Consider the following 13,648-nt stretch of genomic DNA (forward strand, 5'->3'; position numbering starts at 1 on the left):
CGTGCTCTGCTCGATGAGGGACCACAGCAATGCCCGACCAACCGCCGATCGTACCCGACCATCCCACCCGTTCCTGGCTTGACCGCCTCTGGTCCTCGATCGCCGATCATGGCCGCAAATTCGTCACCCTGCCCAATGACAATCTCCCCTCGCGCCAGCGTGCCGAGCTTCTGGCCGATGCCCTGCTGAGCGGCCGTGGCGAGGCCTCAGGCGCCGCCCTCGCCGCCGCCTTGCTCGGCGCGTTGCGTGGCCTCACCCCGGCCGACCGCACAGGGTTCCTCGAGTTCCTCGCCAACAGCTTCGAACCGGACCCCGCCAGACTTGCCGAAGCCGCGCGCGCCTATCTCGCCGACCCCGGCGCCGCCACCGCGACCGCCCTGGCCGATGCGGCGGAACCGCCGCGTCAGGAATTGCTCCGCCGCATGAACATGGCCCCCGGTGGCACCGCCGCTTTGATCGAACTGCGCATGGCCGTGCTCGCCGAACTGCGCAACGCGCCTCACCTCGCCCCGCTCGATTCCGACCTGCGCCACCTGTTCGCCTCCTGGTTCAACCGAGGCTTCCTCGAACTCCGGCGGATCGACTGGCGCACCCCCGCCTTCGTGCTCGAAAAATTGATCGCCTACGAAGCGGTCCACGAAATCGCCGGCTGGGACGATCTGCGCCGCCGCCTCGCCCCGGACCGCCGCTGCTTCGCCTTCTTCCATCCCGCGTTGCCCGATGAACCGCTCATCTTCGTCGAAGTCGCCCTGGTCCGCGGCCTCGCCGAAGCGATCGGCCCGCTCCTCGCCCCCTCGCCCGATGAATTATCCGGCGATGGCACCCTGCACGATGCCGCCGCCGGCGCCGATACCGCGATTTTTTACTCAATCAGCAACTGCCAGGAAGGTCTGCGCGGCATCTCCTTCGGCAATTTCCTGATCAAGCAGGTGGTCGCCGAACTCCAGGCCGAACTGCCGCGCCTGAAACGCTTCTCCACCCTCTCGCCCGTCCCCGGCCTGCGCCGCGCCATCCTCACCTGGCTCGACCTGCCCCAGACCACACCCCTGCTCACCGCCGAAGAACGCGAAACCCTCCACCGCGCCACCGCAACCACCCCGCCCGACGATGCCACGCTGCTCAAAACCGCCCTCGAATCCGCCCCCTGGTGGACCGAACCCGCCCTCGCCACCGCACTCCGCCCGCCACTCCTCCGCCTCGCCGCGCAATACCTCACCGGTGCCTTCCGCGCCGCGCCCGGCACCGCATCGATCCGCCAGGACCCGGTCGCGCGCTTCCACCTCGGCAACGGCGCCCGTCTTGAACGCATCAACTGGCTCGGCAACACCGCCAAACGCGGCATGACGGAATCCTTCGGCATCATGGTCAACTACCTCTACGATCCCGAAGCGATCGAAGCCCGCCACGAGGCCTTCCTGCGCGATGGCACCGTTGCCCGCTCCGCCGCGGTCGATCAACTGATGGCCATGCCCAGCCAGGGCTGGCTGACCCGGCGCAAAAAAGCACCGATTGCCGCCGATAGCTGATTGCCCCATATCAACGGCAGCAATCCAGACCAATCGAGCGGGGGGAAAGACACATGAACGATTTCGGTATCGCCGGCCGCGGCGCATCCGGCGCGCGCACGCGGTTGAACGGTCAGCAGATCGCAGGCTTCTGGGGTGCCTGGTTCGGCTGGATGCTCGATGGCATGGACAGCGTGATCTACGCCCTCGTGCTCGCCCCCGCCCTGACGCAGTTGCTGCCCCGCTCCGGCATCAAACCCACCCCCGCCAACATCGGCGAAATCGGCTCGATCCTGTTCGCCGTCTTCCTGATCGGCTGGGGGTTCTCGTTCATCTGGGGTCCGATCGCCGACCGCTTCGGCCGCAAGAAATCCCTCGCCGCCACCATCCTGCTCTATGCGGTCTTCACCGGTGCCGCCGCCCTGTCGCAGAATATCTATGAACTCGGCATCTTCCGCCTGATCGCCGGCATCGGCATCGGCGGAGAATGGGCCATGGCCGGTACCTACGTCGCCGAAGCCTGGCCGGAAGACCGCCGCAAGATGGGCGCCGGCCTGCTTCAGACCGGCTATTATTTCGGCTTCTTCGTCGCAGCGGCTCTGAACTTCACCGTCGGCGCCGATTTCGGCTGGCGCGCCATGTTCCTGTGCGGCCTCGCCCCCGTCGTCATCTCGGTGCTGATCATGCTCGGTGTCAAGGAAACCGGCAAATGGCAGCGTCACCGGGCGACCGGCACCACCCATCCGCTTGCCGCCATCTTCGCCCCCGCCCACCGCCGCCAGACCATCCTGATGTCGGTCCTGCTCACGGTCGCGATCATCGGCCTCTGGGCGGGCGCCGTCTACGAACCCAGCGCCATCATCATCCTTGCGAAAAAATCCGGCATGGCCCTGCCGGCGGCGATCCACATGGTCTCGTTCGGCACCGCCATCCTTTCGCTCGGCACCATCCTCGGGTGCATCGCCCTGCCCGTTCTCGCCGAACGGTTCGGCCGGCGCAGCACGCTGGCATTTTATTTCGTGATCATGTTCATCACCATCATCGCCGCATTCGGCTGGGCGTTCTACCTGCCGCCCGCCCATGCGCTCACCACGTTCCTGATCATCCTTTTCTTCCTCGGTTTCGGCGGCGGCAATTTCGCGATGTTCAGCCTCTGGCTGCCCGAACTCTACCCCACGGAAATCCGGGCGACCGCCTTCGCCTTCTGCACATCCATCGGTCGCTTCGCCGGGGCTGCGGTCAATTTCGTCCTGGCCGCCGCGGTGAAAGGCATGGGCACGCTCGGCACACCGGTCGCCATCACCGCCGTCGCCTTCGCCATCGGCCTGCTGATCATCCCGTTCGGCCGCGATACCACCGGCCAGACGCTCCCCGAGTAGCTGCGTCAACCACGGCGCTATAGGCGAAACGTAACAAAACCGACTATATGGGTCATATGCTAAACAGCTTATCAACCGATCTTCATGAACTCGACGAGGCAATTGCCCGCGCGCACGCGAGCCTTGCCGCAGAGCAGCGTGACGATGGTCATTATGTCTATGAGCTCGAGGCCGATGCCACCATCCCGGCCGAATACGTCCTGCTCGAACATTTCCTCGACCGGATCGACCCTGCCCTGCAGGCCCGGATCGGCATCTTCCTCCGCGCCATCCAGGGCGATTCCCCGCACAACCCCGGCGGCTGGCCGCTGTTCCATGATGGCGCGATGGATCTTTCGGCCAGCGTCAAAGCCTATTTCGCCCTGAAAGCGATCGGCGACGACCCGGACGCCCCGCACATGCGCCGCGCCCGCGAAGCCATCCTCGCGCGCGGGGGCGCCGCCCGCACCAACGTGTTCACCCGCATCCAGCTCGCCCTGTTCGGCGCCCTGCCCTGGCGCGCCTGCCCGGTCATGCCGGTCGAGATCATGCTCCTGCCGGACTGGTTCCCGATCACGCTCTGGAAAATCAGCTACTGGTCGCGCACCGTCATCGCACCGCTGCTGGTCCTGATGACCGAGCGCCCGTTGGCGCGAAACCCGCACAACATCCGCATCGACGAATTATTCGTCACCCCGCCCGCTCAGGTGCGCGACTATATCCGCGGCCCGTATCGCTCGGCCTGGGGTCACGCCTTCAAGGCGCTCGACTCCGCGCTCCGCCCGCTTGAACGGCATTTTCCCAGCCGCTCGCGCCGCCGTGCGATCCAGGCGGCGATCGACTTCATCACCCCTCGCCTCAACGGCGAAGACGGGCTCGGCGCCATTTATCCCGCCATGGCCAACACCGTGATGATGTACCACACCCTCGGCTACGCCCCCGACCACCCGGACTACGCGACCGCCTGGGCCGCGGTGCGCAAGCTGATCACCGACGCATCCGATCGGTTCGCCGGCGCCGCCTATGTCCAACCCTGTCTGTCGCCGATCTGGGATACCTCGCTCGCCGCCCACGCCCTCGCCGAAGCCGCCGGTGCCGGCGATGCCCGCGTCGCCGCCGCGTGCGACTGGCTGATCCCGCGCCAGATCCTCGATGTCAAAGGTGACTGGGCCCACCGCAAACCCGATGCGCCGCCGGGCGGCTGGGCTTTCCAGTACAACAACGCCCATTACCCCGATGTCGATGATACCGCCGTGGTCGGCATGATCCTCGACCGCAACGGCGACCCGGCGCATCACGAAGCGGTCGAACGCGCCCGCCTCTGGGTGCTCGGCATGCAGAGCCAGTCCGGCGGATGGGGCGCTTTCGATTCCGACAACGAATTCACCTATCTCAACCACATCCCCTTCGCCGATCATGGCGCCCTGCTCGACCCGCCGACCGCCGATGTCACCGCGCGTTGCGTCTCCTTCCTCGGCCAGTTGAACCACCCAGAGGATCGCATCGCGATCGATCGCGGCGTCGCCTATCTGCGGCGCGATCAGGAAGCCGATGGCTCATGGTTCGGCCGCTGGGGCACCAACTACATCTACGGCACCTGGTCGGTGCTCTGCGCGCTGAACGCCGCCGGCCTAGATCACGACGATCCCACCATCACCCGCGCCGCCAACTGGCTGATCAGCAAGCAGCGCGCCGATGGCGGCTGGGGTGAGGATTGCGAAAGCTACGCGGACGCGCCGCACGGCGAATACCACCAAAGCCTGCCCTCCCAGACCGCCTGGGCCCTGCTCGGTCTGATGGCCGCCGGCCGCCACGATCATCCTGCCGTCGCGCGCGGTATCGCCTGGCTGCAATCGGTGCAGGAGGCTGACGGGTCCTGGACCGAGCAGCCCTATAACGCGGTGGGCTTTCCCCGCGTGTTCTATCTGCGCTATCACGGCTACCCGCGGTTCTTTCCGTTAATGGCAATGGCGCGGTATCGGAATCTGTCGTTGGGGAATAGCGGGCGGGTGAGTTACGGGTTTTAGGTGAGAAGAAGCAGTTCTTTTTTGTAAAAAAGAAGCCTTACCCTTACCCTATGTGGATGTGGCGGAATGGTAGACGCTGCAGACTTAAAATCTGTTGCCCGTCAGGGCGTGCGGGTTCGAGTCCCGCCATCCGCACCATCACGCCGTCAGCCGCAGATAAATCAGCGGCAGCAGCTCCGGCAGTCGTTCGATCCGGTCGATCAGCGCAATCCGGTGCCGCCCGAAAATCCGCCCGAAATATCGATCGCCCCCGGCATCCAGCCCGACGCAGAACACATCGATCCCGCCCAGTGATAATTCCTGCACCGCGTGCCGCGCATCCTCGACCAGATAGCGCCGATCTCCCACATCGATGTCCGAAGGCTCGCCATCCGAGATCACCAGCAGCAACCGCCGATACGCCGCCTGCTGCCCAAGCGCGCGGCTGGCGTGGCGCAGGGCCGCCCCCAGCCTGGTCGAAAGGCTGCCGGTCAACCCGGCGAGACGCCGCTTCGCCGCGCCATCGAACGACCCGTCGAACGCCTTGATCACGCTGTAGCGCACATCATGCCGCCCGTTCGAACAGAACGCGCCCATCGCAAACCGATCCCCCAGCCCCGCCATCGCATCGCCGAGCAGGGCCGCCGCCGCGCGCTCCAGCGCGAGCACGCTGGTGGCTGATCCCGGCAGGCGGTCATTGGTCGAATGCGACACATCGAGCAGCACCAGCGTCGCCAGATCGCGATGCCGCCGCTCCATCCGGCTATAAATCCGCGGATCGGGCAGTAATCCGGCCCGCAGGTCGATCGCGGCTTCAATGCTGGCATCGAGATCGAGCGTGTCCCCCTCCGCCTGACGGCGCAGCCGGCGTGGCCGGCTGACCCGCGCGTGTTCGATCAGCGCGGCCAGCCGATGCGCCAGCGGTGCATGTGAAGCGATGATCTCATCGATCACCTCCTGCCGCCCGGCGCGCGCCGGATAGGCCCGGATCGTCGCCCAATGCGGCCGTGCCTGACGGATCAGATGATCCCATTCGGGATAGGACGCGAGCGGCGGTGAACCATCTTCGGTCGCGGCGGCGGGTCGGGCTGCATTGGCCGGCTGATTGTCCGCCTCATCGGGCGGGCCGCGCGGCGGTTCGGTCTCGGCCGGGGTGATTGTCGCGGCTTGCAGCCAGGTCTCGGACGCCGCGTCCGGCGGCGGCGGCTCGGTCGCGATCCAGATCCCGGCATTGTCATCGCGATAGGCCGGTTCGACCACATAGGTCCTGGCGTTGAACGACACCCGCATCTGGCCGAGATCATTGCCGAGCAACCCGCCGATGCTGCGCGAAACCGCGGGACTGCACCAATCATCGGCGGCGGCGAGAAACATCGCGCGGCCCTTTTCGACCCATGCGTCGCCATCGACATAATCGGGGTCGATCAGCGCCCGCGCCAGCCGCGCGAATAGCGCCGGCGCCATGCCGCCGCTGCCCGGCGAGGCGACGTGAAACGGCAGAAACAACCGCCGCAGTCCCGGATACCGTCGCATCGCCAGATGCTCGACCCGGGCATCCTCGATCAGCGAGATCAGCGCCACCTGCACGGGCTTCAGACTGCCCTGGGTAAAGCGCGTCTCCGTGAAGCGAATATGCGACCCGGCATGCGCGATCGCGGCGTGATACAGCCGCGTCGCCTGCGCCGGCGTAAAGCCGCGAAACCGCTCGGGCAGCCGCACCACGCCATGGCCGAAACTCGCCCGACCCGGCGGCGCCAGCGGCTCCACCGGCATTGATTGCAGCCTCGGATTGGTATCCCACAGCGCGGTGACGAAGCCGCCGAGCCGCCGCTCCAGGCTTGCGAACTGCCCGGTCTGTTCCGCGCTCACCGCAGACAGGCATCCACCGTCGCGGTCAGCGCGTCGCGCAGATCCGGATCGTCGGTAAGCGGCAGGATCAGCGCCACCTGGCAGGCTGCAGCCGGTGCGACGCCGCGCGCGATCAACTGCCCGGCGTGGATCAACATCCGCGTCGATGCGCCCTCATCGAGCCCGTGACCTTTCAGGTGCCGCGCCGCCTCGCCGACCAGCACCAGCCGCATCGCATCGTCTTCACTGAGTCCTGCCTCATGCGCGACGATTGCGGTTTCCAGCGCCCGATCGGGGTAGAGAAACTGAATCGCGGCAAATCGCTGCTTGGTCGATTCCTTCAGATCCTTCAAGACGCTCTGATAACCGGGGTTATAGGAAATCACGAGATGGAAATCGGGATGCGCCGTGATCAGCTCACCGGTTTTCTCGAGCGGCAGTACCCGCCGGTCGTCCGCCAGCGGATGGATGACCACCGTGGTATCCTGCCGTGCCTCGACGATTTCATCGAGATAACAGATGGCGCCGTGCCGGACCGCCCGGGTCAGCGGCCCATCGTGCCAGACGGTGCCGTTCGCATCGAGCAGAAACCGCCCGACCAGATCCGATGCCGTCATGTCCTCATGGCAGGCGACCGTGATCAGCGGTTTGCCCAGACGCCAGGCCATGTATTCGATGAACCGCGTCTTGCCGCAGCCCGTCGGGCCCTTCAGCATCATCGGCATCCGCGCCGCATAGGCCGCGGCGAAGAGCGCGATCTCGTCGCCCGCGGCACAGTAATAGGGCTCGGTGGTGATGCGGTGGGAGTCCAGGATCATAGAGCTAGCCAATCAACGGAAGGTAAGACTTCTTTTTTGTAAAAAAGAAGCAAAAAACTTTTGTTAATCTGGGCTACGCGCGGTTTCAGCGGCACCGGCACAGATGAATGAAGTTTTTTTGCTTCTTTTTTCTCAAAAAAGGAAGTGTTCCTGCCTGCCTTCACTTCACCGATGTCCAGCGTTCCCCTCGTTCGGCAGCCCATCGATCGGGCATTCCTCGACGCCGACCGTCGTGCGGGTCATTGCTTCGACCATTTCGCGCGTGCCTTCCGGATCGCTGATCCATTTCTGATAGAAATCGTAAGGGCATTCCGCAACACCGGTGACACCCTCGCGCGAGTTGATCTTGCCGGTATATCCACGATGCAGCAGCTTGAAGAGATGGTTCTCGCTCTGCATGGTCCGCCGCGCATCGCGGATCAGCGAAATCGATAACTGGGCGTAATTGATCCCATATTCCTCGGTGCCGCATTCGCCCAGCGTCCGCCCGTCGAACCCGACGATCGAGGAATGGCCGAAATACGAATAGACGCCGTCGAAGCCGGTTGCATTGGCCACTGCGACATAGACGTTGTTGGCCCAGGCCATCGCCTTGGCCATGATGATCTGCTGTTCCTTGGCCGGATACATGTAGCCCTGGCAACGCACGATCAGCTCCGCTCCCTTCATTGCGCAGTCGCGCCAGATTTCCGGGTAGTTGCCATCGTCGCAGATGATCAGGCTGATCTTCAGGCCTTTCGGACCGGTCGACACATAGGTGCAATTGCCCGGATACCAGCCTTCGATTGGCACCCACGGCATGATCTTGCGGTATTTCTGCACGATCTCGCCCTGGTCGTTCATCAGGATCAGCGTGTTGTAAGGCGCCTTGTGCGGATGTTCCTCGTGGCGCTCGCCGGTCAGTGAAAAGACGCCCCACACCTTGGCTTTTTTGCAGGCGGCGGCGAATATGTCGGTCTCCTCGCCGGGACAGGACGATGCGGTTTCGTACATTTCGGCGCTGTCGTACATGATGCCGTGCGTCGAATATTCTGGAAATATAACGAGATCCATGCCGGGCAATCCTGTCTTCATGCCCACCACCATGTCCGCGATTTTCCGCGCGTTTTCCAACACCTCGGCCCGGGTGTGCAGGCGGGGCATTTTGTAGTTGACCACGGCGACGCCCACCGTGTCCTTGCTGCTCGAAATGTCACCGTGAAGCATGGGTCCGTTCTCCAGAAATGATGGCCGGTTCACAAAAAACGCTGGCGAACGCCGAACAACAAAAACCCTCGTGTCGTCCACCTGGGGTGGCCGCTACGAGGGCGATGTCGCCGTTCAATTTTCCACGGCGCTGTTGCCGTTCGTCTGTCGTAACGCTTAGGCCGACCTTGCAATCGACCCGCGTTGCTTCGACAAATCTATCCGAGCAGCTCGTGCGAGTCAATAATTGCCGCAGCGACCGCGTTGATTGTCACGCGGCGGTCCATCGCCTGGCGGCGGATGAAATGATACGCATCATCCGCGCCGATGCCGCGCGTCTCCACCAGGATCGCCTTGGCGCGCTCGATCGTGCGCATGCCCCGCAATGTTTCATCGAGCTTGTCGATCCGCGCGCGCAGGCGCTGTTCATAGGCGAATCTGACATGGGCATGCAGCACAATGGCGGCCACCACGCCTTGCGTGAACGGGCGTGGCAGCAGCGCATCCGCCGCGACATCGTGCAATTGATCGAGCGCGAGCGGGCCGGCGGGGAGCACCACCACCAGCGCTGCCTTCGCCTGGCCCGGCACCCAGGGCAGCCGATGGGCGAGGCGCGGCACCCATTCGCTCACGATCACATCCGCCTCGACCGGATAGGTTTCGGGCGCCGGCCAGCAATGGCGCACACTGGCGCGGGTGCGCTGCAATTCGCGGATCAGCAGTTCGCCGTCCGCGCTGCGGGGCGTCATCACCACGATATCGAGCGCCGCCAACGCCGCTTCCTGCCGTGCGCGCGCTGCTGGTTCGCGCCCGGTTTGTTCACGGATCATGCGACGTGCGCTCCATAGCCGACCAGATACGGATCCGCGTCGACCGGCATGCGGGACTGCCAGAAGATGTCGAATTTGCCATCCCCGTTGGCCCGGCCCAGGCGCGTCCATAAATCCGTGTGGCCGCAGAGCGGGTTGATCGTGATCTGGCCTTGCGGTGCATCGAATGCGGCACCCAGCACCATCGGGCGCAGGCAATCGGTCTCGATCGAATTGGTCATCGCCAGCGCGCGGGCGAAGATGTGGATCTGAAAATACGCGGCCTCGACGCACATGTTCGTCGTCTGATCGGACCCGAAGCGTTTTTTGTAACGCCGGACGAACGCGCGGTTCACATCGGAATCGATCGCCTCGAAATAGGGTGCGGCGGTGATGTGACCGCAGCCGACATCCGGCCCCATCGCGCCGATTTCCGCCTCAGTCGTGGTCAGGCTCGCGATCGGCATGATGCGCGGATCGAACCCGGCATCGGCATAGGCCTGATACAGATGCGTCGTCGCTTCGCCGACCACGGTGGAGAAAATCACGCTCGGTTGCACCTGCCGGCATTCACGCATCAGCGGCAGAAAATCGCGCCGCTGCGCCCGCAGGCCGACATAACGCTCACCCACCACGGCACCACCCGCCATGCGCACCAGCTCGCCCACCACCCGGTTCGACTCGCGCGGATAGATGTAATCAGACCCGATGAGAAAGAAACGGGTACCGTAGGTCTTCAGCAGATACTGTGACAAGACCACGCTGTTCTGATTGGGTGCGGCACCGGTATAGATGATGTTGGGCGAATACTCGAACCCTTCGTACAATGTCGGGTACCAGAGCAGCCCGTTCAGCCGTTCCACCACCGGCAGCACCGCCTTGCGGCTGCTCGAGGTATAGCACCCGAAAATCGTGGTCACCCCGTCATCGATCATCAGGCGCTTGGCGTGCTGGGCAAACGCCGTCGTGCTCGAACCCGGATCGTAGTGGATCGCCTGCAATTCGCGCCCATTGATGCCGCCGGCCGCGTTGATCTCCTCGATCGCCAGGATCGATGCCTGCAACTGGGTCTGCTCGATGACCGAGGTGATGCCGGTTTTCGAGAACAATAAACCAACCCGCCATGGCGCGCCGGTTTCTGCCGTGGGATTACCCATGCCTGCAACCTTCCGATGCCAAGAAAATTAAATTTTTATTTTGCCGCAGACCCCCAGAACATTGCATGAAAGCGCAAACGCCCGCAAGGATTTTTCGCTATGCGCGGACCGGACAAGGAAGCGCTTCTTTTTTGAAAAAAGCAGCAAAAAACTTTGTGGGTTTGGGGTACGGGCATTTGGGGCGGTACGGGCATAATATCGAGATTTTTGTACTGCATAGTTGTTTGCAAACCACGACACCTTGCCTCCAAACCTGTGCGCCGTCTACCGTGATCCCGCGATGGCAATCACCCCACCACAGGAGCGATCCGATGCTGCGTGCCTTGAAGGCGGTGTTCGATGATCGGAGCGACAACATCCGCGGCAAGATCATCGCGAGCTACGCGTTCCTGATCGCGCTGAACATCTGCGCCTGGGCCGGCGCGCTGCTCGCGTTCCGCCACAACATCGTCCTGCTCGGTTTTTCCGCCCTCGCCTACGCTTTCGGGCTGCGCCATGCCGTCGATGCCGATCATATCGCGGCGATCGATTCCGTCACCCGCAAGCTGATGCAGGATAAACAACGGCCCGCCATGGTCGGCTTTTTTTTCTCGATGGGCCATTCGATGGTTCTCGTGATTGCCACCGCCGCCATCGCGCTCACCGCCATGACCGTCGACCATCGCTTCACCATGCTCAACAGCGCCGCCGGCATCGTCGGCACGCTGATCTCGGCGGTCTTTCTGTTCTCGATGGCCGCAATGAATCTGGTGATCGCGCGCTCGGTCTACGCAACATACCGCGCCGCGCGCCGCACCGGGCGGTACGCCGATGATGATTTCGATATCCTGTTGAACAAGCGGGGCTTCATGTCGCGCCTGCTGCGGCCGCTGTTCCGCCTGGTGACGCGTAGTTGGCAGATGCTGCTGGTCGGTCTGCTGTTCGGCCTTGGGTTCGACACGGCGACCGAGGTCAGCCTGCTCGGGATGGGCGGTGCGGAGGCGGTCAAGGGCGTGTCGGTCTGGGCGATCATGATGCTGCCGATGCTGTTCGCCGCCGGCATGTCGCTGGTCGACACGACCGATGGTATTCTGATGCTCGGCGCCTATGGCTGGGCCTTCGTCAAACCGATCCGCAAGCTTTACTACAACCTGACCATCACGATCGTTTCGGTCATTGTCGCCGTCATTGTCGGGAGCGTCGAAACGCTCGGCCTGATCGCCAACGAATTCAGCCTGCATGGCCTGTTCTGGCGCACCATCGGTGCCGCGAACGACCGGTATTTCGGCATGATCGGCTTTCTGATCATCGGAATTTTTGTCGCGAGCTGGCTCGTCTCCACCCTGGTGTATCGACTTAAGCGGCTCGATGAGGTCGAAATCGCGCCGGTCGAATGATCCTGAGAACGGCCCAACGTTCTGGCTTGACAATCAGCAATGCGCGGCGACGACCGCGCGGTCGCGCACATTGTCATTTAATCATCACGCGCGGGCTAACGGTTGCGTGCTTTAATCTCGTGACGCAATTCGCATGCGATTGTCTGTTCAAAGCCAGCCGGGTGATGCCATCGACATGACTGAACTGACGATACCGGTCGATCGGCGCGCACCGCCGATCGCTCCGTCGGCGTGCTGTCCGTCCGTCCAGTTCATCTATTTCGATGCCGGCGGCGGCCACCGGAGTGCGGCGGTTGCGCTGCATCAGATCATCGGGCAGCGCTACCCTGGCTGGCGGGTGGAGTTGGTCAATCTGCAGGAATTGCTGCGCCCGGTCGACCCCGTGGTGCGCCTGACGCGCCGGCGCGCCTCGTCCGAGGCGGTCTATAATGGCATGCTCAAACGCGGCTGGACCTATGGCTCGCTGCCGCTGCTGCGGGGGCTGCAGGCGGGCATCCGCCTGCGCGCCGCACCGATCGAGGCGGTGCTCGAAGCCCATTGGCGGCGGCGGCCGGCCGACCTCGTGGTTTCGCTGATTCCGAACTTCAACGGTGTGCTGTTCCGTTCACTCCGCCGCGTGCACGCCGAGGTGCCCTACGTCACGATCATGACCGATATTGCGGATCAGCCGCCGCGGTTCTGGCAAGAGGATCAGGATCAATTCATCATCTGCGGCAGCGACAAGGCGGCCGCACAGGCGCGCGCGCGGCATTACCGGCCCGAACGTATCATGCAGGTTTCGGGCATGGTGCTCAGCCCGCGCTTCTATCAGACCGCCCCGATCGATCGAAGCGCGGCGCGGCGCGAACTCAGCCTCGATCCGGATCGGCCGACCGCGTTGATCATGTTCGGCGGCAATGGGTCGAAACGCGCCCTCACCATCGTGGAACGCCTCGCGCGCCTGCCTTTCGCGGTGCAATCGATCGTGATGTGCGGCCATAACCGCGTGCTCGCCGCGCAACTTGCGGCGACCGACCGGTGCCGGGCGATCGGCTTCACCGACCAGGTGCCGCATTACATGCGTCTCGCTGATTTTTTCATCGGCAAACCCGGGCCGGGCAGCATCAGCGAGGCGCTGCATCTTGGTCTGCCGGTGATCATCGAGCGCAACCGGCGCACCATGCCGCAGGAACGCTATAACGCTGAATGGGTTGCCCAGCACGACGTTGGCCTGGTGATCCGCGATCTGCGCCATGTCGGCGAGGCCGTTACGTCGCTCTATCGCGATGACCGGCTGCAACGGTTCCGGCGGAACGCGCTTGGGCTGCGCAATCAGGCACTGTTCGAAATTCCGGACCGGTTGGCCGCGATCATGGATCGGTCGTTGAGGCCGTTGCAGGGGTAGGGTCTGATCGGAGCTTTTTTTGTGAAAAAGAAGCAAAGAGCTTTCCGACATCGGGATACCGAAAGTTTCAAACGGCACGGACCCAAATTAACAAAGTTTTTTTTGCTTCTTTTTTGTTCACAAAAAAAAAGATCTTCCTCTGCCTTACCATTATGGCTACTGCGAACGCCAGCTTGCATCGAAAACCGCGGTAGCGCATCCT

General features: G+C 63.6%; 10 protein-coding genes and 1 tRNA gene. 6 read left to right on the top strand and 5 right to left on the bottom strand.

Going from position 1 to position 13,648, the window contains the following annotated elements; translation table 11 throughout:
- Nucleotides 1-29 precede the first annotated feature (29 nt).
- From AruPA_RS09140 to AruPA_RS09155, 4 genes are all read left to right on the top strand, one after another.
- Nucleotides 30-1,526, top strand: coding sequence for a malonyl-CoA decarboxylase (locus tag AruPA_RS09140; protein WP_265636359.1), 1,497 nt, complete (start codon nt 30-32; stop codon nt 1,524-1,526).
- Between the two features lie 53 nt (nt 1,527-1,579).
- Complete coding sequence (locus AruPA_RS09145) at nt 1,580-2,884, top strand: MFS transporter (RefSeq protein WP_265636360.1); 1,305 nt, start codon at nt 1,580-1,582, stop codon at nt 2,882-2,884.
- A gap of 47 nt (nt 2,885-2,931) precedes the next feature.
- Nucleotides 2,932-4,890, top strand: coding sequence for a squalene--hopene cyclase (shc, locus tag AruPA_RS09150; RefSeq protein ID WP_408858587.1), 1,959 nt, complete (start codon nt 2,932-2,934; stop codon nt 4,888-4,890).
- 52 nt (nt 4,891-4,942) lie between these two features.
- A tRNA-Leu gene (locus AruPA_RS09155) sits at nt 4,943-5,028 on the top strand.
- Here the strand turns inward: AruPA_RS09155 and AruPA_RS09160 are convergent.
- The 5 genes from AruPA_RS09160 to AruPA_RS09180 form a co-directional block, all read right to left on the bottom strand.
- Entirely contained in the window at nt 5,029-6,738 is a 1,710-nt protein-coding gene (locus AruPA_RS09160) for a nitric oxide reductase activation protein NorD (RefSeq protein WP_265636362.1), read from the bottom strand.
- Nucleotides 6,735-7,535 (bottom strand): CbbQ/NirQ/NorQ/GpvN family protein, encoded by an 801-nt coding sequence (locus AruPA_RS09165; protein ID WP_265636363.1) that lies wholly within the window; start codon nt 7,533-7,535, stop codon nt 6,735-6,737. The genes AruPA_RS09160 and AruPA_RS09165 overlap by 4 nt, the downstream gene beginning before the upstream one ends.
- A 165-nt stretch (nt 7,536-7,700) precedes the next feature.
- Nucleotides 7,701-8,741 carry an aliphatic amidase gene (locus AruPA_RS09170; RefSeq protein WP_265636364.1) on the bottom strand — a complete coding sequence of 347 codons (1,041 nt, stop codon included), beginning with the start codon at nt 8,739-8,741 and terminating at the stop codon, nt 7,701-7,703.
- A 197-nt stretch (nt 8,742-8,938) separates the two neighbouring features.
- Nucleotides 8,939-9,550, bottom strand: coding sequence for an ANTAR domain-containing response regulator (locus AruPA_RS09175; protein ID WP_265636365.1), 612 nt, complete (start codon nt 9,548-9,550; stop codon nt 8,939-8,941).
- On the bottom strand, nt 9,547-10,686 hold the full coding sequence (locus tag AruPA_RS09180; RefSeq protein ID WP_265636366.1) for a transporter substrate-binding domain-containing protein: 1,140 nt from the start codon (nt 10,684-10,686) through the stop codon (nt 9,547-9,549). Before AruPA_RS09180 ends, AruPA_RS09175 begins: the two co-directional genes overlap by 4 nt.
- 311 nt (nt 10,687-10,997) lie before the next feature.
- Between AruPA_RS09180 and AruPA_RS09185 the strand changes: the two genes are divergently transcribed.
- Complete coding sequence (locus AruPA_RS09185; RefSeq protein ID WP_265636367.1) at nt 10,998-12,062, top strand: HoxN/HupN/NixA family nickel/cobalt transporter; 1,065 nt, start codon at nt 10,998-11,000, stop codon at nt 12,060-12,062.
- 175 nt (nt 12,063-12,237) lie between these two features.
- Complete coding sequence (locus AruPA_RS09190) at nt 12,238-13,446, top strand: glycosyltransferase (protein WP_265636368.1); 1,209 nt, start codon at nt 12,238-12,240, stop codon at nt 13,444-13,446.
- Nucleotides 13,447-13,648 lie beyond the last annotated feature (202 nt).

The sequence above is a fragment of the Acidiphilium sp. PA genome (genome assembly GCF_026191915.1).
In the GTDB taxonomy this organism is placed as follows: Bacteria; Pseudomonadota; Alphaproteobacteria; order Acetobacterales; family Acetobacteraceae; genus Acidiphilium.